The organism is Micromonospora endophytica (assembly GCF_003236305.1).
Lineage (GTDB): Bacteria > Actinomycetota > Actinomycetes > Mycobacteriales > Micromonosporaceae > Micromonospora > Micromonospora endophytica.
In genome coordinates, this window is record NZ_POTX01000032.1 from 1 (window position 1) to 26,324 (window position 26,324).

The following is a 26,324-nucleotide window of genomic DNA, read 5'->3' on the forward strand; positions in this document are numbered from 1 at the left end:
GTGCTGGGCGGTGGGCTGGTGGTCGGCGGAGGCGGCGTGGGACCGGCGGTGCTCAGGCCGAAGAAGTCGATGGCGGCCCGGGCCATGCCGGACGACGGCAGGCTGTGGCCGGCACCCTGGATGCTGTACGCCTCCACCCGCACCGCCCCGGTCGAGTCGGCGAAGCGGCGGCGGTTCCAGTTGGCCTGCGGGGTGTCCGTGGACGTCGGCGTCTGGCTCAGCCCGGCCACGTTCGTCCACTGCTCGACCGACTCCTGCAGGAGTTGGAAGGGGATCAGGTTGTCGGCGGTGCCGTGCCAGAGTTGCACCCGGGGACGGGGTCCGCTGTAGCCCGGGTACGCCTGCCGGACCGCGTCGCCCCACTGCTGCGGGGTCCGGTCCATCCGGCCGTTGACGCACTGGCTGTTGGTGGGTGGGAAGTCGGCGGCGTTGGCGAAGCAGTTGACCGGCACCCCCATGAACGCCGCGCCGGCCTTGTAGACGTCCGGGTAGAGCGCCATCAGGGCCTGGGTCATCATCCCGCCCGACGAGCTGCCGGTGGCGAAGACCCGGTTCAGGTCGCCGGCGTACTGCCGCTGTGCGTAGTTCACCATCGACATGATGGAGACCGGGTCGCTGCCGCCGTCGCGCCGCTTGGCCGCGGCCGACCACACGTCGAAGCAGTTGCCGAAGCCTGCCTGCTGGGTGGCGGTGGGATAGATGACCAGGAAGCCGAACTGGTCGGCCAGTCGGGCGAACTCACTGCCGGAGTAGAAACCCGGGCCGGATCCACTGCAGCCGTGCATGGCCACCACGATCGCCGGGTTCGCCGGCCGGTTGTCCGGCGCGTAGATGTGCATCCGCATGTTGCCCGGGTTGGTGCCGAAGTTCGTCACCTCGACCAGGGACGCGGCGGCGGCCGGTGGCGGGGCCAGCACGATGCCCGCCACGGCGAAGAGGAGCGCGGCGGCCAGCGATGCCAGCGCCGCTGTGGTTCGGTTCACGTCCACCTCCATGGAGTACGGATCGACACCGGAACCGGCCACGGCGGACCGCTGCGCCGAGGCGCAGCTCAGCCGTAGGAGAGAGGACCGATGTCGCGATGCGGGAGGTGCTGCCCTACGGAACATGGTGTCCGTCCACCTCGCCCTGCGAGCAGTACATATCGTGCCAATCCGCAGCTCACGCGTAGCCAAAGTATGTGCCTACGTCGATGGAAGGGGCAAGATGCTTGCAGGTATCGATAGTTTCGGAACTCCATGATCGCGCTTCTCAATGACCCGGCAGGTGTGGACCTTGGTTCCGCCGGGCTCGCCGACGAATCGTGGCGGCAGGCGCTGGTCCGGATGAAGGCCCGGAGCCCGCCGCCCCAGACCTTGCCGGCTGCCCTGCCGGAAGGCTCTGCCGCAATGTGCGCGAAACACTGCCGGCCCTGTTGTTCGGCTGGGAGAAACAGCAGGTCAAAGCTTTGTCTCGAAATAAGTTACTGATCGGTAGTTCATTGACTGGCGGTCGCGGCCTGACTTAGCGTTCCCCCCAATCGAACGGCGTGCGGCTCAACCGAACGAATTTGGTTGCGGTTGACCGGGCACCGTCCAGACGGGAGGCCGTGGGCATGGCCAACGACGGACAGCTTCGATCACTACTCACCCCAGTGCTGCTGGGACCGGTGCAGCTGCGCAACCGGGTCTTCGTGCCCGGCCACACCACAAACTTCGGGCATCGGAACGAGCCCACCGCCCGGCTGGCGGCCTACCACGCCGAACGGGCGCGCGGCGGCGTCGGTCTGATCATCACCGAGGCGATCCGGGTGCACCCGACCAGCGCGGGTCGCAGCATCAGCCTGGGCAGCTTCAGCGACCAGGTCATCCCCGCCTACCGTGCGGTCACCGACGCGGTGCACGAGCACGGTGCCCGGATCTTCGCCCAGCTCATGCACGCCGGACGGCAGGCCAACGGGGACGCCACCCGCACCGCTGCCTGGTCGTCGTCGCCGGTTCCGTGGGCCGCCGGCGCGCACGTACCGCACGCCATGGGTCGTCAGGACATCGCCGTGGTGGTGCAGGCCTTCGCCGCCGCGGCGCGGCGGATGCACCGGGCCGGCTTCGACGGCCTGGAGGTGCACGCCGGACACGGCCACCTGCTCCAGCAGTTCCTGTCGCCGCACACCAACCAGCGCACCGACGGGTACGGCGGCAGCCTCGACAACCGGCTGCGGCTCACCCGGGAGGTGCTCGGGGCCGTGCGGTCGGCCACGGACCTCCCCATCGGACTGCGGGTCAGCGCCGACGAGTTCCTGCCCGGCGGACTGGACCCGGACGCGGTGGTGGAGATCGTCGCCCGGCTTCGGGCGGATTTTCCACTCAGCTACGTCCACGTGAGCCACTCCGCCTACCACGGCAGCTACTCACTGGCGACCCAGATGGCGGACATGAGCTTCGGCCACGCACCGTTTCGACACCACGCGGCCCGGTTCAAGCGCGAGTTTCCCGACCTGCCGGTGCTGGCGGTGTGCCGGCTGGACAGCCTGCCCGAGGCGGCCGAGTTGATCGCTGCCGGTGAGGCTGACCTGGTCGGCCTGGCCCGCCCACACATCGCCGATCCGCACCTGGTCGTCAAGGCCGTCGAGGGGCGCCAGCACGAGGTGCGCTCCTGCCTGGCCTGCAACCAGGGCTGCATCGGCCGGTTGGAGACCAGCCTGCCGATCTCGTGCGTGGTCAATCCGGAGGTGGGTGCCGAACGGGAGTGGCGTACCGCCTGGGACGAACTCGACCGCTCGCCAGGCCGTCGCCGGGTGCTGGTGGTCGGCGGCGGCCCGGCGGGTCTCGCGGCGGCGGTCGCCGCCCGGCGCGCCGGTCACCACGTCGACCTGGCCGAGGCCGGCGCGGCGCTCGGCGGACAACTGGCCATCGCCGCCCAGGTGCCCGGCCGGGAACGACTCGACCTGCTCACCCGCGACCTCGCCACCCAGGTCCACGCGGCCGGCGTCGAGGTACGGCTGGGCTGGCGACCCGGTGTCGGCGAGGTGCTCGACGGCGGATACCACGACGTGGTCGTCGCGACCGGCTCCCGTCCGGCCCGACGATCGCTGCCTGGTGGGCCGCCGGTGCTCGACCTCTGGCAGGCGGTGACGCGGCTGGTCGCACCGCCCGAGGCCGCCCAGCTCGCCGGCACCTTCGTGGTGATCGACGACGAGGGGACCTGGGCCGCCGCGTCCGTCGCCGAAGGGATCGCCAGGCGGGGCGGCAAGGTGCACCTCGTCTCACCCACCGCCGGCATCGCCGCCCGGATCACCACCTACTCCCGGCTGGCGTTGCTGAAACGCCTCGCCGATCTGCGCGTGGTGGCGCACCCGCTGCGCACGGTCCACCCGGCCGACGCCACCACGGTGCTGCTCACCGGTCCGCTCGCCGACGCCGACGCCACCATCGCCGACGTCACCGCGGTGATCGACGCCGGTGCGGCGGTCGCCGTCGACGACCTGTTCCGGGACCTCGACGCCCGCATCGAAGGACCCACCGTTCACCTGGTCGGAGATGCCAACGCACCGCGCACCGCCCTGGAGGCGGTCTACGAGGGCCACCTCGCCGGTGCCTTCCTCGGCCGGCACGACACCGCCGCCGCCGAACTGGTGAGCCATGCCCACTGAGCTGTGCCGTACGCCGACGGCGTACCGGTCATCCGCCTTGATCCGTACCGGAACCTGACCTCGGTCGGGCCGACCCCAAGGAGTTGCGTTGTTGGACATCGAGAAACGCCTCACGCTTGACGAACGTTCGGCAGTGGATTTCGTCCTCGGCCTGCGCAAGCGCTGGGCCGACACGGTCTATCCGGCCCTGACCCGCGAGTACGCCGCCACCGGCGGACAGGCCGAGGACATCGACGAGGCCGGCCGGGCACTGCGCGAGCTGCCGCTCTACCCATGGTTCAGCCACCTGGAGCGGGTACAGCAGAAGATGCTCTGGAAGACGGCCGGTGACGCGGTGCTCAGCCGCCGGGACGAGTTGGCCGAGCAACTCGCGGCGATCCCCGCGCAGCCGTTGGGCTCCCTGCAACTCGACCCCGACCTGGCCCTGCCGGACTGGTACACCGACTACGACATCCACATCCAGCCGGGCGGCTTCTTCTCCGACGACATGTCCGCCTACGTCTACGAGTTCGGCGCGCGCATCGTGATGCTGCGCGACAACGACGGCTACAAGTTCCACAAGCTGTTCACCGAAACCGCCCTGCCGGACCTGCCGGCGGCGACCCGGGTGGTCGACGTCGGCTGCGGGTTCGGCAAGAGCACCCGGCCACTGGCCCTGCGGTACCCGACCGCCGAGGTGATCGGCATCGACCTGGCCGCGCCTGGCCTGCGTCTCGCCCACGCCGAGGCGGAGGCTGCCGGGCTGGCCATCGACTACCGACAGGGCGACGGGCGGGCCACCGGTCTGCCGGCCGGCAGCTGCGACGTGGTCACCGGAACCATGGTGCTGCACGAGATGCCGACCGAGGCCATCCGGGAGACCCTCGCCGAGGCCGCCCGGCTGCTCAAGCCCGGTGGCGCGCTGCGGTTCCTGGAGTTTCAGCTCACCGGGGACCCGCTGCGCGACGCGACCGTCTACGAGCACGCCGAGCGCAACAACGAGCCGTTCTTCCACGCCCTGTTCGGCTCCGACCTGCTGGCGGTCTGCACCGAACTGGGGCTGACCGACGCCACCTGGACGCCGTTCGACGAACGCCGCAACGGCCTGCAGCCGGAGGGCTGGGGCGACCGTTCCGAGTGGCACTTCCCCTGGGCGGTTCTGTCGGCGACGAAGCCGGAGGCGTGATGAGCAGCGAGTTCGACTACTTCGGCGATCCTCGATTCGGCAAACTGTTCGACCTGGTCCTCCAACTCTCCACCGAGCTGCACGTGAGCCGGCAGCGGCTGCGGGTGCTGGAGGCGTTGCTGGTCCGCCGCGAGGTGCTCGGCGCGGGCGACGTGGACGGCTTCGACCCGCAAGCTGACGAGCAGCAGGTGCTCGACGGCGAACGGGACGCGCTGCTGGCTCGGCTGATGCGGATCCTCACCGAGGACGGTCCCGCCGAGCACCCGCTGCGCAGCCAGTGGGAAGCGGCACTGAGCGGCAAGAGCGGCTGATGAACCTGACGCAACCGGCCAGCCTGGTGGATCACTACCTGCAGCTGTGCGAGGACCGGCAGCTCGACCAGGCCGGCCGGCTGCTCGCTCCGGGGGCCCGGCTGGTGTTTCCCGGCGGGCGCTGCTTCGGCTCGCTCGATGAGATGGTCGCGGCGTCGACCGGAACCTACCGGTGGGTGCGCAAGCACCGCGACCGGTACCTGGTCGCCCCCGACGGCGACGACATTGCGGTCACCTCGCTCGGCCGCCTGTACGGGCAGTGGCCGGACGGCACCGAGTTCGACGGGATCCGGTACGCCGACGTGTTCCTGCTCCGCGACGGGCTGATCGTCGAACAGCACGTTTTCAACGACCTGGCGATGGCGGTCGCGCAGCGGTGACACCGCGTGCACTGAGCCTCCACCGCACTACCAACCACCTGCCTCGACCCGGCCGACTCCGTGGGCCGGACATTCCTATCCCTGACATTCGTTGACGAGGTGTTCGAGATGAAGAAGAAGTGGGGTTTGCTGCCGGCGGCGCTTGTCGCCGCGGTGGTGCTCGCCGGTTGTGGGGGATCCGGCAGCGACGAGTCGAGCGGTGCGGAGGGCGCGCCGGCGGAGCTGACCTTCGCCATCGCCTCCGCCGTGATCGGCCCGAAGGAAGAGGTCGCCATGTTCGCGGTGGCCAAGGAGCTGGGGTACTTCGCCGAAGAGAAGCTGACCGTCGAGACGATCAACACCGACGGCTCGGTGGCCGCGCTGCAGGCGGTCGCGAGCGGCAGTGCCGACGTGACCGCCGCCGACAGCGGATCCATTCTCGGCGCGGTGGAGAAGAACGTGCCGGTCAAGGCGATCGGCGGGCTGGTGCAGAACTGGCCGTGGGTGATGGCGGTCAAGCCGGACAGCACCCTCACCGGCGGTGCCGACCTGCGGGGCAAGAAGATCGGCGTGATCAGCCTGGCGTCCGGCTCGGCACCGTACGCGCGGGCCTACGTGGCGGCGGCCGGGCTCGACCCGGCCAAGGATGTGGAACTGCTGCCGGTCGGGGTCGGCGCGCAGGCCGCCGCCGCGCTCAACGACGGTCAGGTCGATGTGCTGGCGCTCTACACCCAGGCGTACGCGGTGATCGAGAACTCCGGTACGACGCTGAAGTACCTGGACAACCCGGACGCGTTCGACGGGATTCGGTCACTGAGCTTCGCCGTCGGCGCCCGCGATCTCGACGACAAGAAGGACGTCCACACCCGCTTCCTGCGGGCGGCGTACAAGGCGATGTTGTTCTCCGCGAACAACCCGGAGGCGGCCATGCGGATCGGCTACCAGGTCTTCCCGCAGATCCTCGCCGGCAAGTCGGCCGACGAGCAGCTGGCCAACGATGTGCGCAGCCTCCAGGCGTGGCTGAAGACGGCCACTCCCGCCTCAGGTGAGCCCAAGGACTTCGCCGACTGGGGTGCCATCACCGAAGCGGAATGGACCAAGACCCAGGCGTACACGAAGGAGGCCGGGCAGATCACCGGCGACGTGGCGCTGGCCGACGTGTGGGAGCCGGGGCTGCTGGCCGGGGCCAACGACTTCGACAAGGCCGCGGTGCTCGACAAGGCAGCGAACTACACCAAGTAGCGGCAGCGGACGCGGAAGGGATGAGGATGGCCATCAAGGCGATGGGTCGCCGGATGCAGCAGCCGGCAGCGGTGTCGGAGGACTCCTGGATCGAGGTCGTCGGTCTGGACAAGCGGTACCAGCCGCGCAGATCGGCCCCGACCCAGGCACTCAGTGATATCAACCTGACAGTACGACGTGGGGAGTTCGTCTCCGTCGTCGGACCGTCGGGATGCGGCAAGACCACCCTGCTGAAGATCCTCGCCGGCCTCAGCCCGAAGACCGACGGTGCCGTACGCATCGCCGGCCGAGAGGTGACCAAACCCCTTCCCGAGGTCGGGATGGTGTTCCAGGCCCCCACGCTGCTGCCCTGGCGCACCATCTTCGACAACATCATGGTGCCGGCGGAGATCCAGAAACTGGACCGCGACAAGCACCGCGAACGCGCCCAGCAACTGCTGGAACTTGTCGGCCTGACCGGCTTCGAGCGGAAGTACCCGCACGAGCTGTCCGGCGGGATGCAGCAGCGGGCCGGCATCTGCCGGGCCCTGGTGCACGACCCGGCGGTGCTGCTGATGGACGAGCCGTTCGGCGCGCTGGACGCGATGACCCGCGAGTACATGAACGTCGAGCTGCTGCGGATCTGGCGGGAGAGCGGCCAGACCGTGGTGCTGGTGACCCACTCCATCCCGGAGGCGGTGTTCCTCTCCGACCGGGTGGTGGTGCTCAGCCCACGTCCCGGCCGCATCGCCGAGATAGTCCCGATCGAGCTGGAACGCCCGCGCGAGCTGAGCGTGATGTCCTCCGACCGGGCCGGGGTCTACGTGGACCGGATCCGCAGCCACTTCAACGCCGCCGGCGTTATCGACTGACAAGGGGACGCCATGGCAACAACCGATGTGGTCGACAAGCCCCCGCGTACCGACGCGTCGCCGCCGGGTGGCACCCGGCGGCGGCTGGACCTGCGGGAACGACCCCAGCTCTGGCTGGTACCGACGGTGTTCGTGGTGGTCGTGCTGGCCTGGGAGTACGGCACCCAGCTGCTCGAAGTCGACGCCTACGTGCTGCCCCGACCCTCGCAGATCGTCGAGGCGTTGCAGCGGCAGCTCGGCGACCCCCAGTTCTGGAGTCACCTCTGGGTGACCTCCCAGGAGGCACTGCTCGGCTTCGTCATCGGCGTCGGCGCGGCAGTCCTGCTCGGCACCTTCATCTCCCAGATCAAGGTGGTCGAGGCGACGCTGATGCCGTACATCGTGGCCTTCCAGACCGTGCCCAAGGTCGCCCTGGCCCCGCTGTTCGTGCTCTGGTTCGGCTTCGGCCTGACCAGCAAGGTGGTGATGGCCGCGGTCATCTCGTTCTTCCCGATGCTGGTGAACGTCATCGAGGGGCTCCGGGCCGCCGACGCCGACCGGATCCAGATGCTCACCGTCTTCGGCGCCAGCAAGACGCAGATCTTCCGGATGGTCCGGCTGCCCAGCGCCCTGCCGTTCATCTTCGCCGGGCTGGACATCGGCATCGTCTTCGCCATTCTCGGCGCGGTCGTCGGCGAGTTCATCGGCGCCAAGGAGGGCTTGGGCTACCTGCTGCTGCAGACCAACTACAACTTCGACATCGCCGGCATGTTCGCCGTGCTGGTGGTGCTGTCGGTGATGGGCCTGCTCGCCCACTTCGTGATCCGGCTGCTGCAACGTCGCCTCGCCTTCTGGGCCGAGGAGACGAAGGTGATCGGCGCATGAACCCCGCTCACCCCGAGGACCCGAACCGCTTCGACGGACGTGTGGCGCTGGTGACCGGCGCGGCCCGGGGAATCGGTGCCCGGATCGCCGCCACCCTCGCCGAGCGGGGCGCCACAGTCGCCGGCGCCGACATCGCGGCGGACTGGGCGGACGACCCAGCGGCAACGGCGGAAGCAGCGGGGGCGGTGCACACCCGGCACCGGGTCGACGTGCGCTCCGCTGGCTCGTGCCGGGACCTGGTGGCCGAGGTGCTCGACCGGCATGGCCGACTGGACCTGCTGGTCAACAACGCCGGCGTCGTACGGCGGGGACCTGCCGCCACGATGTCCGAGGACGACTTCAACACGGTCCTGGACGTCAACCTGACAGGCACCTTCCGGATGTGCCAGGCCGCCTACCCGGCGCTGCGCGACGCCCGGGGCGCCGTGGTCAACCTCGGCTCCACGAACGGACACATCGCCGTGCTCGACACGGTCGGCTACTGCGTCAGCAAGGCCGGGGTGCTGCACCTGACCCGGGTGCTGGCCCTGGAATGGGCCGCCGACCAGGTCCGGGTCAACGCGGTGGGCCCGACCATCGTGCCCACTGACATGACCACCGACGTACGCGGCGACGCGGCCTATCTCGCCGACAAGCTGGCCACCATCCCGCTCGGGCGGATGGCCCAACCCGCCGACGTCGCCAACGCGGTCGCCTACCTGCTCAGCGACGCCGCCGCCATGGTCACCGGCCAGACGATCTTCGTCGACGGCGGCGTGACCATCCACTGACCCGTCCCGCAACAACCAGTGGGAGGAACCCATGACTCACCCCGACACCGCTGCCGCACTCGCCGCGGTCGACACCCACTTCGACGAGTTCGTGGCGGAACTGCAGGAGCTGTGCCGCATCCGCAGCCGCCGACCCGAACCCGAGGAGATGGTCCGCACCGCCGAGTTCATCGCCGCCTCGGTACGCCGCTGGGGCGGGCAGGCCGACATCATCGACTGGGAGCACTCCTACCCGTACGTGCTGGCCGAGGCGCCCGGGGCCTCCGACCGGTCGCTGCTGCACTTCACCCACTACGACGTGGAGGTGGAGCCGGCCGGTGACGACGCCGACTGGATCAGCCCGCCGTACGCGGCCGAGATCCACGACGGTCGGCTGTACGCCCGGGGAGTGGCCGACGACAAGGGCGCCCTGATGTCCCGCATCCACGCGGTCGCCGCCTGGCGGCTGGCCGGGCTGGCCCCGCCGGTCACCAGCCGGTTCATCTTCGAGGGCAAGAAGTGGCTGCACAGCCCCGGGCTGGGCTCCTTCGTCACTGCCCACGCGGATCGGCTGACCAGCGACGGCACGCTCTGGGAGAACTCCTGGGTGGACGCGCACGACCGGTTGCTGCTCAAGCTCGCCGAGAAGGGCGTGCTCTACCTGCGACTCACCGCGCGTACCCTGCCCCGGGATCTGACCAGCCAGAACACCGCGCTGCTGCCGGCTGCGACCGCCCGGCTCGCGGCGGCCCTCACCCGCCTGCAGGACCCTGACGGCACCGTCACCGTCCCCGGCTTCACCGATGGCGTACGCCCGCTGACCGACACCGAACGTGACCTGCTGGCCCAGGTGGACTTCGACGGTGACTTCCTTCGTCGCCGGGCCGGGGTCGACGCGTTCACCGGTGGCCTGGACGACCGGCAGGCGGCCGAGGCGATCCGCACCGTACCGACCCTGACCGTCACCGGCTTCACCGGCGGCGACATGCGCGACGACGTCACCCTCGGCATCCCGTCGACCGCCTCGGCCAAGCTGGAGATCCGGCTGGTGCCCGGTCAGGACCCTGACCGGGTGCTCACCGCGATCCGTGCGCACCTGGCCGCCACCGGCTTCGGCGACCTCGACATCGAGGTGATGGCGACCAGCCGGCCGAACGTCACCGACCACCGGGACCCGTTCGTCGCGCTCGTCGCCGACGCGGCCCGTCGGGTCTACGGCACCGAGCCGGTGATCGAGCCGTACACCCAGTGGATCGGCAACCAGGGCGTGCTCGCCGGCCGCCCGATCGTCGGCGTCGGGGTGTCCCGGGCCGACTCCGGGGTGGACGGCCCCAACGAGAACATCCGTCTCGACGACTACCGGGCGGGAATCAAACACGTGGTGGAGGTCATGGCGGCGATGGCGGTGCAGGCATGACCCGGGTACGCGGAATCAGCCGGCGCGGCTACGTCGACGTGCCGTGGGGCCAGGTGCACTACCGGACGGCCGGCGACGACAGCGCGCCGGTGCTGTTGATCGTCCACCAGTCCCCGCTGTCGTCGGCCACCTACGACATCGCACTGGCGCCGCTTGCCATCCGAGGACTGCGGGTGGTGGCCGTGGACACGCCCGGGTTCGGGATGTCCGATCCGCCGCCGCGCCCCTGGTCGATCCCGGAGTACGCGGCCGGGCTGTGGCAGACCGCCGACGCCCTCGGTCTGGACCGGGTGCATCTGCTGGGGCAGCACACCGGCGCGGTGGTCGCCGCCGAGGCGACCCTGCGTGACCCGGGCCGGGTGCACCGACTCCTCCTACAGGGTCTGCCGCTCTACGACGCGGCGGAACGGCAGGAGAAGAAGACCTCGTACGCCCCCGGCTACCGCCCCGACCGCGACGGCAGCCACCTGCGAGTGATCTGGGACCGGGTGTACGGCCTCTACCCCCGGCTCACCCCGCCGGAAGCCGACCGGCAGGTCGCCGAGTATCTGCTGACCGGCCCGGACTACGCCACCGCCTACCGGGCGGTCTTCGCGCACGAACTCGACACTGCTGCCCTCAACGCGACGGGCGTGCCGCTGGTCCTGCTGCACGGCGACGAGGACCTGGTGCACCGGTTCACGCCGGTGGTGCGGGCGGCGCTACCGCAGGCACCGCTCGTCACCATTCCCGGCGGTACCGACTTCGTGTCCGACGAGCAGCCGGAGGCGTTCGCCGACGCGGTGGCCGCCCAGGTCCACGGCACGGAGGTGACCCGGTGACCGGCATCGTCGTCCCGGCCGAGGTGCAGTACACCGCGACGGTGCGGGTCAGTGGTGGGCGCGGCGGCGCAGCCGAGTCACTCACCGGCACGCTGCGGGTCGACCTGACCCGACCCGCGCAGCGCGGCCCCGACGCGCCGGGCACCGACCCGGAGGAGCTCTTCGCCGCCGGCTACGCCGCCTGTTTCGACAGCGCCCTCGCCGTGGCCGCCCGGCAGGAAGGGGTCCGGACCGGTCCGACGAGCGTGACCGCGTCGGTGTCGCTGGGCCCCACCGACGACGGCCGGTACGCCATCGCCGTGGCGCTGGCGGTCGCCGCACCCGACTGCCCCCAGACCGACCTGGACCGGGCCGTCGCGGCGGCGGACCGGCTCTGCCCGTATTCGAACGCCCTGCGGGGCAATACCGCAGTGACGATCCGGGCCGATGGACGACCGTGACCCGCGTGGTACCGCCCTGGTGCCGCCGCCGTCGGCGTCGCCCGGGGGCACCACGCCCACCACACCTGTCGCCCTGGCGGTCGGCTTGGCACTGCTCTACCTGGTGTGGGGTTCCACCTACCTCGGCAACCGGATCGCGTTGGAGAGCCTGCCGCCATTCGTGTCCACCTCGACCCGGTTCCTCGCCGCGGCGGCGGTGCTGTTCGCGGTGGTGGCGGTGCGGCGGGGCGGCGCCGGTCTGCGACTGCCCCGCGCCGAGTGGACAGCAGTGGCGGTGACCGGAACGCTGATGGTGGGTACCGGCAGCGCCCTGCTCGCCGTCGGCCAGCAGTACGTGCCGTCCGGACTGGCATCGTTGCTGGTCGCCGCGATGCCGGTGTGGGTGCTGGTGATCCGGCTCGGCACCGGGCAGCGTCCGGCGTCACTGGCGGTCGCCGGGGTGCTCGGTGGGCTGGCCGGATTGGCGCTGTTGCTGGCCGCACCGACCGAGCGTTGGCACCTGGTCGGGATGCTGACCATCGTGGCCTCCACTGTGGTGTGGGCACTCGGGTCGGCACTGGCCCAACGACTGCCGATGCCGGCCGACCACCTGGTCGGCACCGGCTGGCAGATGCTCGTCGGTGGGGTCGGGGTGGCGCTCGCCGGCCTGGTCGTCGGCGACTGGGGCGAGCTGCGGCTGGCCGCGGTCACCGGCCGGTCCTGGCTGGCCTGGGCCTACCTGATGTTGGTCTGCACCGTCGTCGGGTTCAGCGTCTACACCTGGTTGCTGCGCCGCGCGCCGCTGCAGCTCGTCGCCACGTACGCGTACGTCAACCCGGTGTTGGCGGTGCTGCTCGGCATGGCGGTGCTGGGCGAGCGGCTCACCGGCCAGCAGGTGCTCGCCGGTGGCGTGGTGCTCGCCGCCGTGGCGCTGGTGGTCGCCCGGGAACGGCCGAGACGATGGGCGGGATTGCCGCCGGGTACGCCCACGCCACCGTGAGCGCCGGCTGACTCCGCACACCGGGCACGTCGACAGTGAGGACACAGAGGATGACCACCACGACCTTCGTCGAGCGGGACGACAGCCGGGTTCGCTCCGGCCTCGGCCGGGCCCTCGACGTCATAAACACCATCGCCCAACGGGCACCGGAGACGCTTGGCGTGTCGGCGATCGCGCGGGAACTGGGCCTGCCCAAGGCGGTGGCGTACCGGATCGTGAAGGAGTTGGTGGCGGACGACTTCCTCAGCTTCAACGAGGACACCAAGCAGTACCGGCTCGGTGCCGGGGCGCTCGCGGTGGGACTGGCCGCGCTGCGCACGCTGGATGTGCCGGACACCGCCCGCCGTTACCTGGTCCGGCTGGTGCGCGACAGCGGTGAGACGGCGACGCTGTCGGTGCGGCAGGGCTGGCTGCGGGTCTACATCGATCAGGTGCTCTCGCCGCACGAGGTGCGGATGTCGGTGTCGCTGGGCACCAGCCACCCACTGCACTCGGGTTCGTCGTCCAAGGCGATCCTGGCCGCCCTGCCCGACATCGAGGTGGCGGAGTACCTCGCCCAACCGATGCGGCAGGTGACCCCGTTCACCATCACCGACGCGAGTGCCCTCCGCGCCGACCTGGACCGCATCCGGCGGCAGGGCTACGCGGTGAGCATCGGGGAGCGGCAGAACGGGGCGGGCAGCGTCGCTGCGGCGGTGCGCTACGGCACCGGGCAGGTCTTCGGCTCGATCTCGCTCTGCGGGCCGCAGGACCGGTTCACCCCGCAGGTCTGCGCGGCGCACGGTGCCCTGGTCACGGCGGCGGCAGCGGAGATCTCCGCCGAACTCGGCTACCGGATCCCGGGCGTACGCCCGCCCGCCGACCCGGACTAGCGCGAGCGTTCCCGGCAACGGAAACCGACGACATGACGACGCCGGGCGGGGCACCCCGTACCCGCCCGGCCGACAAGCAACTCGGGGACATGGGGAGGTGGATCTGGTGAGCGACGGACCACTCGCGGGCGTGCGGGTACTGGATGTCTCGACGATCCTGGCCGGGCCGCTGTGCTGCCAGATTCTCGGTGACTTCGGTGCCGACGTGATCAAGATCGAGCACCCGACCGCTGGTGACAGCATGCGTGGGCACGGTAAGTCCAAGGACGGGCATCCGCTGTGGTGGAAGGAGATCTCCCGCAACAAGCGCACACTCGGGTTGAGCTTGTCCGCTCCGGAGGGTGCGGCGCTGCTGCTGCGCCTGGCCGAACAGGCCGACGTGCTGGTGGAGAACTTCCGGCCGGGCACGCTGGAACGCTGGGGAGTGGGGCCGGAACAGCTACACCGGGCCAACCCCGGGCTGGTCATCGCCCGGATCACCGGCTTCGGTCAGACCGGCCCGTACGCCGGCCGGGCCGGCTTCGGCACCCTGGCCGAGGCGATGAGCGGCTTCGCCCACCTCACCGGTGCCGAAGACGGCCCGCCCACCCTGCCGGCGTTCGGCCTGGCCGACAGCATCTGCGGCATCGCCGCCTCGTCGGCGGTGCTGATGGCGCTCTGGCACCGGGACCGCTCCGGCGGTGCCGGCCAGGTCATCGACCTCAGCCTGCTGGAGCCGATCATGGCGGCGGTCGGTCCCGGTCCCACCGTCTACGACCAGCTCGGCATCGTCGAACACCGGCACGGCAACCGGTCGACGAACAACGCGCCGCGCAACACGTATCGCACCAGTGACGGTGCCTGGGTGGCGGTGTCCACAAGCGCCCAGGCGATCGCCGAGCGGGTGCTGCGGCTGGTCGGGCATCCGAAGGTGATCGACGAGCCGTGGTTCCGTACCGGCGCCGGCCGGGCCGCGCACGCCGACGAACTCGACGCCTACGTCGGTGCCTGGATCGGCGCGCGTACCCGCGACGAGGTGAGCCGCGCGTTCACCGAGGCGGGGGCGGCCGTCGCCCCGGTCTACGACGCCCGGGACATCGTCTCCGACCCGCACGTGCGCCAGACCGGGATGATCACCGAGGTCGACGATCCGGATCTCGGTCCGCTGCGGATGCACAACGTCATGTGGCGGATGTCGGCCACTCCCGGCCGGATCCGGTTCACCGGGCGTGCCGCCGGCGCCGACACCGACTCCCTGTTGATCGACGAACTCGGCTGTGACCCGGCCGAGGTCGCCGATCTCCGAGCCCGCGACATCGTCTCCTGACGTCGCCGACCTGCTGAAACGCGAGGAACCGTGACCATCACCGCAAGGCCCGCCGATCCTCTGCTCGACGCCGTACGCGGCGGCGCGCAGATCTACGATCTCGGCCGGCTACTCACCATCGGGATGCCCCAGTCGCCGAACCATCCACCGTTCTGGCTGAGCATGCCCCGCCGTCACGGCGACATGGTCCGCGCCGATGGCGGCTCCGCCGCGAACGACCTGCTGGTCATGGGCACCCACGTCGGCACCCATGTGGATGCCCTCGCGCACGTGTCGCACGAGGGCCGGTTGCACGGTGGGGCCGACGCGGCGCAGGCGCAGGCCGGGGGCCGGTTCACCGAACTCGGCGTGCACACGGTCGAGCCGATGCTGCGCCGTGGCGTGCTGCTCGACATCCCGGCGGTGCTCGGCGAACCCTGCCCGGCCGGCTACGAGATCACCCCGGCCGACCTGGAGGCCGCGGTCGATCGCCAGCGCACGCCCGTGGAGCCCGGCGACGTGGTGCTGATCCGCAGCGGCTGGGGCCGCCACTTCGACCACGAGGACCGCCGGGTCTACGTCGGGCACGACACCGGGGTACCCGGCATCAGCAGCGACGGCGCGCAATGGCTGGCACAGCGGCGGGTGCATGCCGCCGGTGCCGACACCATCGCCTTCGAGTGCCTGCGCCCGGGGCAGGGGCACGCGAGCCTGCCCGCGCACCGCATCCTCCTCGTCGAGCAGGGCATCTACCTGATCGAGGCGATGGCATTGGAGGAGATCGCCCGCGACGAGGTGTACGAGTTCACCTTCATCATGATCCCGCTGCCGTTGTTCGGCGCGACCGGATCGCCGGTGCGTCCGCTGGCGGTGGTGAGCCGTGGCTGAGCAGACCCTCGGGCAGCGCCTGGCGGCCTTCGCCGTCGACACCTCCGCCGCTGACCTGCCCGCCGAGGTGGTCGGCAGCGTACGCCAGCGGGTGCTGGACGTGCTCGGGCTCTGCGTGGCCGCGTACCCGCTGCCCACCAGCCAGGCAGTGCTGGCCTACGTCCGCGAGCAGGGTGGTCGGGGTCAGGCGCAGGCGATCGGCCTGGAAACCCCGGTGCCGGCCGCGCTCGCCGCGTTCGCCAACGGCGTGCTGGCGCACTCGCTCGACTACGACGACACCCACCTGCCGTCGGTGCTGCACCCCAGCGCCTCGGTGGTGCCGGCCGCGTTGGCCGCGGCCGAGGCCAGCGGAGCCAGCGGCCGGGAGACCGTCGCCGCCATCGCGGTCGGCATCGAGGTCTGTGTCCGGCTCGGCATGGCCGGCTACGACCGTGCTGCCGGAAACTCGGTCTTCTTCGAGCACGGCCAGCACGCCACCTCGATCTGCGGCACCCTCGGCGGTGCGGTCGCCGCCGCCCGCCTGTTCGGTCTGGACGCCGGACAGACACTGGACAGCCTCGGCGTCGCGGCGTCGATGGCCGCCGGCCTGATTGAGGCGAACCGTACCGGCGGCACGGTGAAGCGGATCCACTGCGGTTGGGCGGCACACTCCGCGGTGACCGCCGCCTCGCTGGCCCGGCACGGCATCACCGGTCCACCGACGGTGTTGGAGGGGCGGTTCGGCTTCTTCCAGGCGTTCCTGCGCGGCGAGTTCGACCCGGCGGAAGTCGTCGACGGGCTCGGCACGAACTGGGCGGTGCCAGACATCTTCTTCAAGCCGTACCCGGCCAACCACTTCACCCACGCGGCGATCGACGCGGCCATCGCGCTGCGGGAACGGGGGCTGCGCGTCGAGGAGATCGACACGATCACGCTCGGCGTACCAACTCCGGTGATCCGCACCATCGGCGCGCCACTGGAACGCAAGCAGGCGCCCCGCACCGGCTACGAGGCACAGTTCAGCGGCCCGTACGCGGTGGTCGCCGGCCTCTACGGCGGCGGTGTGCTCGGCGTCGGCCCGGACGACTTCACCGACGCCCTCGCCGTCGATCCGGACCGGCGGTCGTTGATGGCACGGGTGCAGGTGGTGCCCGACGACAGGTGCGACGCAATCTTTCCCTACCAGTTCCCGGCGGTGCTGCGGGTGCGCACCCGGGACGGCCAGGTCTGGACCGAGGAGGTGCTGGCCAACCGGGGTGGCCCGCAGCGTCCACTCTCCGCCGACGAACTGGCCCGCAAGTTCCACCACAACGTCGCCGGGCGGCTTGCGGCCGACGTCGCCAACCAGGTCGAACAGGAGATCGACCGGTTGGACCAGGCCGCCGACGTGACTCGGCTGACCGGCCTGCTGGCCGCCGTGGCCACCGCACCCACCCCAACCGGCACGCCAACGGCTGGCCCCTTCGAGGAGTGAGACCATGAGTTCCTTCGACCTGTTGCTGCGTAACGTCCGGGTGGTCCGGCACGACCGGCCAGATCCTGAGGCGGCCGACATCGCCGTCGCCGACGGACGGATCGTCCGGGTCGCGCCCGGCATCGATCCCGAGCAGGCGACGACAGTCGTCGACGGTGGTGGGCGACTGGCCTTTCCCGGTGTGGTCGATGCCCACCAACACTGGGGGATCTACAACCCGCTGAGCGAGGACACCGCCTCCGAGAGTCGCGCCTGCGCGCAGGGCGGCGTCACCACGGCGCTTACCTACATGCGGACCGGGCAGTACTACCTCAACCGGGGTGGCCGCTATGAGGACTTCTTCCCCGACGTGTTGGCTGCCAGCGCCGGCCGATCCTACGTGGACTACGGCTTTCACCTCGCACCTATGATGAGCGAGCACATCGACGAGATTCCCGACCTGGTGGAGAAGTTCGGCGTCACCTCGTTCAAAATCTTCATGTTCTACGGCAGCCACGGTCTGCACGGCCGGTCCGCCGATCAGAACTCGTTCCTGATGATCCCCGAGGGGGAGCGGTACGACTACGCCCACTTCGAGTTCGTGATGCGCGGAGTGCAGGCGGCCCGGGAACGCTTCCCCGAGCTCGCCTCGGAGATCTCGCTCTCCCTGCACTGCGAGACCGCCGAGATCATGAGCGCCTACACCCGGCGGGTGGAGCAGGAGGGCACGCTGCGCGGACTGGAGGCGTACCACGCCTCCCGGCCGCCGCACTCCGAAGGGCTCGCCGTCTCGATCGCCTCCTACCTGGCCCACGAGACCGGCCTGCCCACCATCAACCTGCTTCACCTGTCGTCGGCCAAGGCGCTCGACGCGGCACTGCGGATGGCGCAGGCGTTCCCGCACATCGACTTCCGTCGCGAGGTGACAATCGGGCACCTGCTGGCCGACATCACCACCGCCCACGGTCTCGGCGGCAAGGTGAACCCGCCGCTGCGTCCCCGCGAGGACGTCGAGGCACTGTGGGGCCACCTGCTCGACGGCCGGGTCGACTGGGTGGTCAGTGACCACGCCTGCTGCCGCGACGAGCTGAAGTTCGGCGATCCCCGCGACGACGTCTTCCTCGCCAAGTCCGGCTTCGGCGGCGCGGAATATCTGCTGCCCGGCCTCTTCACCGAGGGCCGCCGCCGGGGCCTGCCGCTGTCCGCCGTCGCCGCGCTCACCGCCTGGAACCCGGCCCGCCGGTTCGGCCTTGCCACCAAGGGCGCCATCGCCGAGGGGTACGACGCCGACCTGTGCCTGGTGGACCCCGACACGACCTGGACGGTGCGGGCGGAGGACTCCGAGTCGACCCAGGAGTACACGCCGTTCGAGGGCTTCGAGTTGACCGCGCGGGTCACCGACACCTTCGTCCGCGGCGCACACGTTTTCGTCGACGGCAAGGTGACAGGTGCACCGCAGGGCCGGTACGTGCCCCGGGCCGGCGGTAGGCACGCGCGGTGAGCGATGTCGCCCGCAGTTACCTCTACGTGCCCGGCGACCGGGCGGACGTGCTCCGCAAGGCCGCCGGGCGGGGCGCCGACGCCCTCGTGCTCGATCTGGAGGACGCGGTCGCGCTGCCGCACAAGGAAAAGGCCCGCGAGACGGTCGCCGCATACCTGCGAGACGCGCCGTCCGGGGTGGCCCACTGGGTACGCGTCAACAGCGACCAGGTCGAGACGGACCTGACGGTGCTCGGCGCTTCGGCGGCCGGGATCTGGCTGCCGAAGGCGGAACCTGACCTGCTGCACGAGGTCGACCGGGCGTTGCTGAGCGCGGAACGGCGACTGGGCCTGCCGGAGCGGACCTTTCAGGTGGTGGCACTCATCGAGACCGCACGGGGTGCGCTCGCCTGCGCGCAGGTGGCCATCGCACCTCGGGTGCTGCGGCTGGGCATCGGAGAGGCGGATCTCGCGGGCGAACTCGGCCTGCAACCGGATGCTGACCGCACCGAGTTCGCCGCGATTCGCTCGCAGGTCGTGCTCGCCTCGGCGGCGGCCCGGATCACCCCGCCGGTCGGCCCGGTCGAAACCGTCCTGCACGACCCCGTGCGACTGGAGAAGACAAGCCGGGCCCTGCTCCGGCAGGGTTTCCGCGCTCGCAGTGCCATCCATCCCGGGCAACTCGCCACCATCAACGGGGTGTTCACCCCCACCCCGGAGGAGGTGGCCGCCGCCCGGCGGGTTCTCGACGCCATGGCGCGGGCCGAGCGAGACGGCTCGGGGGTGGCTGTTGACGACCACGGGCGGCTGGTGGACCGCGCCGTGGTCCGCAGCGCGGCGGAGGTATTGAGCCGGGCCGAGGCATGAACGCTCATCCACCCCGCGCACGCGCGGGCCGGCGAGCCGTCCGCGGTGGGACCGGCGTGTCGACGAGCATCTCGCCGATCCGATGTGGACGGTGACGCGGCGGCCGGGTGAGGCCGCCCGCCGCGTCACCGCTGCCCCCGGTCGGTCAATCAGTCATCGTCGTCGGCGAGGATCGCGCCGGTGACGGCGTCCACGTCGACGTCGCGTTCCCGGCCACCGAGCACGAACTCGACCTCCCAGATCGGGCCGCCGTTGCGTTCGTCCAACTCGGCCTCGAGCACCCGGGCCCCGACGAACTGCGCGGTGACGATCTCCGCGGCCTGCACGGCGTTGACCGGGCGTGGCCCGAACTTCGCGTCCAACCGGGGGTCGATCTCGATCTCGAAGCTCGCGCCGGATCGGCTACCGGTCTGCTCGCGGGAGTCCTTGGCGGTGGCCAGTGCGGTGCCGGCGATCAATGGGACGGCGACACCGGCGACGGTGACGGCTACCAGCACTGCTCTACGCATTGTGACCTCCGGGCAGGTGTAACGATGCCGGTGCCCGGCCGCCGGATGGCGGCTCGGTGTCGACCGGCTGACTACACCCGGGGGTACGCGTGCCTGCGGATGCCCGGCTCAGCACGAGGTCGAATTCTGGTCGTTCCCTGGCCGAATCCTGGCATTGCGCCGCGGGCAGCGCCACCACCGCGGTCAGCCCTGGTCCGTCGGCGTTCTCCAGCCGGGCCGATCCGCCGCCGGCCTCGGCGAGTTTGCGGACCAGCGCGAGCCCGAGCCCGGTCCCGCCGGGTGCCGCGCCGGGCGCCCGCCAGAACGGCTGGAAGGCCTGCGTACGCTGCGCGGCGGTGAGCCCGCAGCCGGCGTCGGTGACCCGCAGTTCGACGTGACCGGCATCGGCGGCGGCCCAGGCGACGGTGATCGTACTGTCGACTGGGGCCACCGCCAGCGCGTTCGCCAGCAGGTTGTCCAGGATCTGGTCGACGGCGCCGGCAAGGGACCGGACCTGGGCCGAGTCAGGGCCGGACACCCGTAGCGTCACCCCCCGGTCGGCGGCGATCGGCGACCAGGAGTCGACCCGGGCCGCCACCGCGGCGGCCAGCCGCACCGACTCGGTGGGGTGCACGGGCTGCCCACCACGGGTCATCGCCAGCAGCGTGTCGACCAGCCGCGCCAGCCGGTCGGTCTCCACGAGCGCAGCCCGCAGGTTCGCGTCACCGGCCGCGCCAACGTCGGGTTCGAGGTTCTCCAGCCGCAGCCGCAGCGCCGCGAGCGGGGTCCTGAGCTGGTGCGAGGCGTGCCCGACGAACGACTGCTGGGCGGCGATCAGCTCCTGGAGCCGGGTGGCGGTGGCGTTGAAGGTGGCCGCCAGGCGGCGCAGCTCGGGTGGTCCGTTAGCCGGCGTGGCCGACATCTCGCCGTCGGCCAGCCGCCGGGTGGCCCGCTCCAGGGCCCGCACCGGCCGGCCGATCCAGCGGGCCAGCCCGACGGCCACCAGTGCCACGGCGGCCAGTACGACGACAGCGACCCCACCCAGCACCGACCAGAACTGGTGCACCCGCGTGGTCATCGGCGCGGTGGGGGCGCTGAACAGCAACGCCCCCTGGCCGGGCTTGCCCGGATGCAGCGGCACCGCGACCCACATCATCGTCACCCCGTCGGCGTCGCGGAATCCGCTGCTGACCTGTCCGCCGGCCACCGCTGGCAGATCGACCACCGGGGCGGCCGTGGCAGTGGCCGGCCCGGTCGGCGTGGCGCCGTCGCGCCGGGTCGCCGCGAGCACCCGGCCGGTGCCGTCGACGATGTCGACCTCCCCGTCCCACCGCCGCGCCGACTCCAGCGCCAGCAGGTCGATCTGACCCTGCTCACCGTGGTCGAGCGCGGTGTCGACGAACGCGGCGAGCACCTCCGCGTCGTGTTCCAGGTGACCGAAGACCCGCTGCTGCTCGCCACGCTGGTAGACGTAGCCGAGCGGCACGGCGAGGGCGACCAGGATCAGCAGCGCGAAGCTGAGATAGGTGACGAGGAGCCGGCGGACCACGGTCAGGACGCCGCAGTGAGTCGGAACCCCACCCCGCGTACCGTCTCGATCCACGCCGGGTCGCCGAGTTTGCGGCGCAGGCAGGCGATGTGGAAGTCCAGCGTCTTGCCGCGCCCGAAGAAGTTCGGCGACCACACGGTCTCCAGCAGGGTCCGGCGGGTCACCACCGCGCCCGGATCCTCGGCCAGCGCCACCAGCACGTCGTACTCCTTCGGCGCGAGCGGCAGCGGCGTGCCGTGCAGCCGGACCTGGCGGGTGCGGCGGTCGATGACCAGGTCGCCCACCCGCTGCGTGCCGTCTTTCGACGCTTTCCCAACGGCACCGGCCGGTTGGGTCCGGCGCCCCACCGCGTGCATCCGGGCCACGAGTTCCCGCAGGCTGAACGGCTTGGCCAGGTAGTCGTCCGCGCCCAACTCCAGGCCCAGCACCCGATCGGCCTCACCGCCCCGGGCGGTCAACATGATGACAGGCGTGTCGGTGCGCCGGCGCAACGTCCGGCACACCTCGATCCCGTCGATGTCGGGCAGCCCCAGATCCAGCAGCACCATGTCGGCCGGGGGCGCGGCCAGCGCCTGCGCGCCGGTGACCACCCGCCGCGCCCGGATCCCGTAGCGGGCCAGGCCGTCGACGAGTGGCTCGGCGATCGAGTCGTCGTCCTCCACCAGCAGCACGTCCACCGAGGTCTCCTCACGCCTGTCGCACCGCGCCGAGGGCCGTCGCGTGCGGTCCGAGCCCGAGAGCCGGGACGCGCAGGAGTACGCGCCGACGCCGCCACACAGTTCAAAGCGGACGTGTCGGTGGCCGTTTCGGCGCAACGGCGGGGTTCGGGGTGGGCGGATGCCGCCGTTGCGCCGAAACGATGTCGGTCAGTCGGACGTCACCTGCCGGTGGATGCCGGGGCGTCGTCGCGCAGCCGGTCGTGATCGCGCAGCCGGTTGTCGCGTCGCCGGGCGAGCACACCGAGGACCACGTCGACGACGAGGAAACCGAGCAGGGTGACACCGAACCACGGCAGGGCCCAGCCGATCGCGGCGACCACCGGGACGCCGACCAGCAGCGCCCACCAGGGCAGGCCGCGCAGGGCACCACGGGCGGGCGGGGCACCGACCGGCGCGCGCCGGTCACCCCGGGTGGGGCGGCGCTGCCACCACATGCGGTAACCCCAGACGATGACGCAGAGCAGGCCGACGGCGAGCGCCGCGAGCAGGATCTGGTTGACCGTACCGAAGAGCAGACCCATGTGCGCCTGTACGCCGAGGGCGCTGAGCTTGGCCAGCGCCGGCCAGTCGGCGAAGTCGTTGCGGGCGGTCACCGTACCGGTCTCGGGGTCGACGGCGACCTGGTCCCGCCGCACCGGCCAGGTGTTGTCGGTCTGGGTGACCGTCCAGGCGTGGTCGGGCTCACCGGGGACGACCTCGACCGGTCCGGAGAGTCCCGCCTGGCGGGCCGCCGCCAGCACCCGGTCGAAGGTGGCCGGGTCGGCGCTCGCCGCCGTCGGCGCGCCGCCGTGCTGGTGCTCGCCGCCGCCGGCGCTGGGCGCGTCCGTCAGGCTGGTGGAGACCGCCGGCCGGCGGGCGTCGAGCGCGTCCAGCCCGGCGGCGAAGTTCGCCCCGGCGAACCGGGACCAGGTCAGGCCGGTCGCGGAGAGGATGAGCAGCCCCACGACGAGCCAGAGACCGGTGGTGGCGTGCCACCCCCGGGTACGTCGCACCCCTTTGCCGGCCGAGAGGTCGGGCACCAGCAGGTGCTTCACCTGGCCGCGTCCGGTGCGACGGCGCCGCCACCAGAGGATGACGCCGCCGAGTGCCAGCACCCAGAGCCAACTGGCGGCGATCTCCGAGTAGTGCCGTCCCAGGTCGCCCAGGTGCAGGTTGCGGTGTAGATCGTCGAGCCAGGTGGTGGCAGGCGTGGAACCGAACCAGGTGGTCAGCTGCCCCCGCACCTCGCCGGTGTACGGGTCGACGTAGACGGTGTGCTGCCTGTCGCCCAGTTCCGGCAGCGAGAACACCACAGCGGTGGTCTGCTCACCGGTGCCGGGCGCGACCGCCGTGAGCGTGCCGTCCGGATGCGCGGCCCGCGCGGCGGTGACCTGTTCGGCGAGCGGCTTGGGCTGGTCGCCGGCGGTGGCCACGGTGAGCTGGTCGCCGTACAGGATCTGGTCCAACTGCGGGGTGACGGTGTATGCCAGGCCGGTCAGCGCGGCCACCACCAGGAACGGGGCGACCAGGACGCCGGCATAGAAGTGCAGCCGAAGCAGCAGCGCCGCCAGCGGTGCAGGGCGACGTGGGGCACGGGTCGCCGGCGCGGCGGCGGGTTCGGGGGAGGACTCCGGTGTGGAGGCGCCGGAGACTTCGGTCAGAGACATGCACTTTTCCGATCGGGATAGAGGTGAATGTGGCGACCTGCCCCGTGCCCTTCGGGTCAGTGTGTTGCTGCCGCTGCCCGGATGCCCGCCGCTCGATCACCTAGTCGGACGACGACCCACCCCGGTTCCCGCCGTCTCCACCGCGGCTTCTTCCTTCTTGCGCGTCGTCCAACCGCCTGTCACCTGGGTCGCAGCGCCGCCTCGAGACCGTTGAGCCGCAGCATGGTCGCGCCGCGCAGGTGTGCCACATCGTTGGCGCCGTCCCCGACGTAGCGGAGGAAGGCGACCTGCTCGGTCCAGTCCAGCCGGGTCCCACCTGTCTCCTCGGCCAGTTCGACGGTGGCCAGCGCGGTCCAGCGCAACTCGCCGTCGACGACGGCCTCGTAGCCGTACACGATCTGCCGCATGCTCGTGATGGCGATGTACCGCGACCGGTACTCCAGCCGTTCCGGCGGACTGTCCAGGCTGGTGAAGGTGCTGCCCGCCGCCTCGCCGCCACCCACCCGGAAGTCGTGTTCGTGCCAGCTGTCGCCACCGGGCAGCCGGAACCATCGTCGCCGCAGCGCGGTGTCGGCGAACGCTGCGAAGACCTCCTCCGGCGCCACGTCCAGTTGCCGCGAGATCGTGAAGGTGTCGTGTCGGACCATGCCGTCCTCCCCCTGCCGTGACCCCGAAGGCGTCGGGGCGCGTTTTCACCCACCGGTCTGCTGGCTCAGAATGCCATTGCCGCAGAGCAGAACCGATGGGCAGAGGGTGCGTGCGGTGGTGGTTAACAGGGGACCCCTGCTATGCACGAGGCGTTAGCAGGGGACCCCTCCTTACACCTCGGGGAGGCCGACGTAGTTCTCGGCGAGGCTCGTGGCGTACGCGGGGGAGGTGGTCACGTAACGCAGCGTGGCCGACTGGAGTTTCGCCGCGTACGGGTCGTCGGCGTCGAGCTGGTGCAGCATCGAGGTCATCCACCAGGAGAACTGCTGGGCCCGCCAGACCCGGCGTAGCGCGGTGCGGGAGTAGCCGTCGAGCAGGTCGGTGCGGCCGTCGGCGTACCAGGCGGCGAAGGCGTCGCCGAGCAGCGCCACGTCGGCCAGGGCCAGGTTCATGCCCTTGGCGCCGGTCGGCGGCACGATGTGCACCGCGTCGCCGGCCAGGTAGAGCCGCTGCCACTGCATCGGCTCGACCACCAGGCTGCGCAGCGGGGTGATCGACTTTTCCAGGATCGGGCCCTCGTTGAGGGTCCAGTCCGGCACCGTCTCCAGCCGGGTGCGCAGTTCGGCCCAGATCCGCTCGTCGGGCCAGTCGGCGATGTCCGCGTCGGCCGGCACCTGGAGGTAGAGCCGGGAGATCTGTGGTGACCGCATGCTGTAGAGCGCGAAGCCACGCTGGTGGTGGGCGTAGATGAGTTCCTCCACCGCGGGTGGGGCGGCGGCAAGAACCCCCAGCCAGGCGAAGGGGTAGGTGCGCTCGTAGGTGGTGAGCACGCCGTCGGGCACCGTCGGGCGGCTCACCCCGTGGTAGCCGTCGCAGCCGACCACGAAGTCGCAGTGCAGCTCCTCGTCACGGCCCTGGTGCCGGAAGTGGATCACGGGTGCGGTGTCCAGGTCGGACAGCCGGTCGGCGCGGGCCTCGAACAGGATCGTGCCGCCGGCGTCGAGCCGGGCCGCGATCAGGTCCTTGACCACCTCCTGCTGCCCGTACACGGTGATCGCCCGGCCGGTCAGCTCGGTCATCGGCACCCGGTGCGACTCGCCGTCGAACCGCAGCTCGATGCCCTCGTGCCGCATGCCCTCGCGGTCCAGGCGGGCCCCCAGGCCGGTGTCGCGCAGCAGGTCGACCGAGCCCTGTTCGAGCACGCCCGCGCGCAGCCGGTGCTCGACGTACTCCCGGCTGCGGCTCTCCAGCACCACCGAGGAGATGCCGTGCCGGTGCAGCAGGTGCGACAGCATGAGACCGGCCGGTCCCGCGCCGACGATGCCGACCTGGGTACGCATCGATGCCTCCTTCGTCAGCCCGTCGTCGCTCAGAACGGGTAGCGGGTGATCTCGCCCTGCACGGTCAGCCACCGTGATCCTCCGTGCGGGCCGGTGGGACAGCGATGGGGTCACCGCCGCGCAGGTGTGTTCGCCTGCCGAACAAGCGTTCTCATCTAGGACATTTTCACGCGGTGTCGTCCGCGTCAACGGCCGGGCGCAACATTTCCGCAATCGACCGCGCGGCCGGGTTCCGGCCGGCCGAGGGTACGTTGACGAACACCGCCGTAGCCGTTTACGTTCGTG

The 26,324-nt window shown here is 71.1% G+C and carries 25 protein-coding genes; 18 read left to right on the forward strand and 7 right to left on the reverse strand.

Going from position 1 to position 26,324, the window contains the following annotated elements:
* The coding region (locus C1I93_RS07425; protein ID WP_111242513.1) for an extracellular catalytic domain type 1 short-chain-length polyhydroxyalkanoate depolymerase at nucleotides 1-995 on the reverse strand (995 nt) is incomplete at its 3' end.
* A gap of 599 nt (nucleotides 996-1,594) precedes the next feature.
* Here C1I93_RS07425 and C1I93_RS07430 point away from each other — a divergent pair.
* From C1I93_RS07430 to C1I93_RS07515, 18 genes are all read left to right on the forward strand, one after another.
* Nucleotides 1,595-3,628 (forward strand): oxidoreductase, encoded by a 2,034-nt coding sequence (locus C1I93_RS07430; protein ID WP_111242482.1) that lies wholly within the window; start codon nucleotides 1,595-1,597, stop codon nucleotides 3,626-3,628.
* Between the two features lie 88 nt (nucleotides 3,629-3,716).
* Entirely contained in the window at nucleotides 3,717-4,793 is a 1,077-nt protein-coding gene (locus C1I93_RS07435; protein WP_111242483.1) for a class I SAM-dependent methyltransferase, read from the forward strand.
* Complete coding sequence (locus C1I93_RS07440) at nucleotides 4,793-5,104, forward strand: hypothetical protein (RefSeq protein WP_111242484.1); 312 nt, start codon at nucleotides 4,793-4,795, stop codon at nucleotides 5,102-5,104. The genes C1I93_RS07435 and C1I93_RS07440 overlap by 1 nt, the downstream gene beginning before the upstream one ends.
* A complete protein-coding gene (locus C1I93_RS07445; protein ID WP_111242485.1) occupies nucleotides 5,104-5,484 on the forward strand; it encodes a nuclear transport factor 2 family protein in 381 nt (126 codons plus the stop codon). The genes C1I93_RS07440 and C1I93_RS07445 overlap by 1 nt, the downstream gene beginning before the upstream one ends.
* Nucleotides 5,485-5,592: 108 nt before the next feature.
* Nucleotides 5,593-6,705, forward strand: a complete 1,113-nt coding sequence (locus C1I93_RS07450) for an ABC transporter substrate-binding protein (protein WP_111242514.1) — start codon at nucleotides 5,593-5,595, stop codon at nucleotides 6,703-6,705.
* Nucleotides 6,706-6,731: 26 nt separating this feature from the next.
* Nucleotides 6,732-7,556: an ABC transporter ATP-binding protein gene (locus C1I93_RS07455; RefSeq protein WP_181445055.1), complete on the forward strand. Its 825-nt coding sequence runs from the start codon at nucleotides 6,732-6,734 to the stop codon at nucleotides 7,554-7,556.
* Between the two features lie 12 nt (nucleotides 7,557-7,568).
* On the forward strand, nucleotides 7,569-8,420 hold the full coding sequence (locus C1I93_RS07460) for an ABC transporter permease (RefSeq protein ID WP_111242486.1): 852 nt from the start codon (nucleotides 7,569-7,571) through the stop codon (nucleotides 8,418-8,420).
* Nucleotides 8,417-9,190, forward strand: a complete 774-nt coding sequence (locus C1I93_RS07465; protein ID WP_111242487.1) for an SDR family NAD(P)-dependent oxidoreductase — start codon at nucleotides 8,417-8,419, stop codon at nucleotides 9,188-9,190. Before C1I93_RS07460 ends, C1I93_RS07465 begins: the two co-directional genes overlap by 4 nt.
* 31 nt (nucleotides 9,191-9,221) lie before the next feature.
* Nucleotides 9,222-10,586, forward strand: coding sequence for a M20/M25/M40 family metallo-hydrolase (locus C1I93_RS07470; RefSeq protein ID WP_111242488.1), 1,365 nt, complete (start codon nucleotides 9,222-9,224; stop codon nucleotides 10,584-10,586).
* Complete coding sequence (locus C1I93_RS07475) at nucleotides 10,583-11,407, forward strand: alpha/beta fold hydrolase (protein WP_111242489.1); 825 nt, start codon at nucleotides 10,583-10,585, stop codon at nucleotides 11,405-11,407. Before C1I93_RS07470 ends, C1I93_RS07475 begins: the two co-directional genes overlap by 4 nt.
* On the forward strand, nucleotides 11,404-11,847 hold the full coding sequence (locus tag C1I93_RS07480; RefSeq protein WP_111242490.1) for an Ohr family peroxiredoxin: 444 nt from the start codon (nucleotides 11,404-11,406) through the stop codon (nucleotides 11,845-11,847). Before C1I93_RS07475 ends, C1I93_RS07480 begins: the two co-directional genes overlap by 4 nt.
* A complete protein-coding gene (locus C1I93_RS07485) occupies nucleotides 11,834-12,826 on the forward strand; it encodes an EamA family transporter (RefSeq protein ID WP_111242491.1) in 993 nt (330 codons plus the stop codon). The genes C1I93_RS07480 and C1I93_RS07485 overlap by 14 nt, the downstream gene beginning before the upstream one ends.
* Before the next feature lie 50 nt (nucleotides 12,827-12,876).
* On the forward strand, nucleotides 12,877-13,698 hold the full coding sequence (locus C1I93_RS07490) for an IclR family transcriptional regulator (protein WP_111242492.1): 822 nt from the start codon (nucleotides 12,877-12,879) through the stop codon (nucleotides 13,696-13,698).
* Nucleotides 13,699-13,804: 106 nt separating this feature from the next.
* Entirely contained in the window at nucleotides 13,805-15,004 is a 1,200-nt protein-coding gene (locus C1I93_RS07495) for a CaiB/BaiF CoA transferase family protein (protein WP_111242516.1), read from the forward strand.
* 30 nt (nucleotides 15,005-15,034) lie between these two features.
* Nucleotides 15,035-15,871, forward strand: coding sequence for a cyclase family protein (locus tag C1I93_RS07500; protein ID WP_111242493.1), 837 nt, complete (start codon nucleotides 15,035-15,037; stop codon nucleotides 15,869-15,871).
* Complete coding sequence (locus C1I93_RS07505) at nucleotides 15,864-17,324, forward strand: MmgE/PrpD family protein (RefSeq protein ID WP_111242494.1); 1,461 nt, start codon at nucleotides 15,864-15,866, stop codon at nucleotides 17,322-17,324. Before C1I93_RS07500 ends, C1I93_RS07505 begins: the two co-directional genes overlap by 8 nt.
* Nucleotides 17,325-17,328: 4 nt before the next feature.
* Complete coding sequence (locus tag C1I93_RS07510; protein WP_111242495.1) at nucleotides 17,329-18,804, forward strand: dihydroorotase; 1,476 nt, start codon at nucleotides 17,329-17,331, stop codon at nucleotides 18,802-18,804.
* Complete coding sequence (locus C1I93_RS07515; RefSeq protein WP_111242496.1) at nucleotides 18,801-19,649, forward strand: HpcH/HpaI aldolase/citrate lyase family protein; 849 nt, start codon at nucleotides 18,801-18,803, stop codon at nucleotides 19,647-19,649. Before C1I93_RS07510 ends, C1I93_RS07515 begins: the two co-directional genes overlap by 4 nt.
* Before the next feature lie 149 nt (nucleotides 19,650-19,798).
* Here C1I93_RS07515 and C1I93_RS07520 read toward each other — a convergent pair whose 3' ends face one another.
* The 6 genes from C1I93_RS07520 to C1I93_RS07545 all read right to left on the reverse strand — a co-directional run bounded on the left by C1I93_RS07520 (nucleotide 19,799) and on the right by C1I93_RS07545 (nucleotide 26,039).
* On the reverse strand, nucleotides 19,799-20,158 hold the full coding sequence (locus C1I93_RS07520) for a PepSY domain-containing protein (RefSeq protein WP_111242497.1): 360 nt from the start codon (nucleotides 20,156-20,158) through the stop codon (nucleotides 19,799-19,801).
* Nucleotides 20,151-21,686 (reverse strand): sensor histidine kinase, encoded by a 1,536-nt coding sequence (locus C1I93_RS07525; protein ID WP_111242498.1) that lies wholly within the window; start codon nucleotides 21,684-21,686, stop codon nucleotides 20,151-20,153. Before C1I93_RS07525 ends, C1I93_RS07520 begins: the two co-directional genes overlap by 8 nt.
* 2 nt (nucleotides 21,687-21,688) lie before the next feature.
* Nucleotides 21,689-22,363: a response regulator transcription factor gene (locus C1I93_RS07530; protein WP_111242499.1), complete on the reverse strand. Its 675-nt coding sequence runs from the start codon at nucleotides 22,361-22,363 to the stop codon at nucleotides 21,689-21,691.
* Between the two features lie 200 nt (nucleotides 22,364-22,563).
* A complete protein-coding gene (locus C1I93_RS07535; protein WP_111242500.1) occupies nucleotides 22,564-24,051 on the reverse strand; it encodes a PepSY-associated TM helix domain-containing protein in 1,488 nt (495 codons plus the stop codon).
* A 179-nt stretch (nucleotides 24,052-24,230) separates the two neighbouring features.
* Nucleotides 24,231-24,698, reverse strand: coding sequence for an SRPBCC domain-containing protein (locus C1I93_RS07540; RefSeq protein ID WP_111242501.1), 468 nt, complete (start codon nucleotides 24,696-24,698; stop codon nucleotides 24,231-24,233).
* 171 nt (nucleotides 24,699-24,869) lie between these two features.
* Nucleotides 24,870-26,039: a 4-hydroxybenzoate 3-monooxygenase gene (locus C1I93_RS07545; RefSeq protein WP_111242502.1), complete on the reverse strand. Its 1,170-nt coding sequence runs from the start codon at nucleotides 26,037-26,039 to the stop codon at nucleotides 24,870-24,872.
* Between the last annotated feature and the right edge of the window lie 285 nt (nucleotides 26,040-26,324).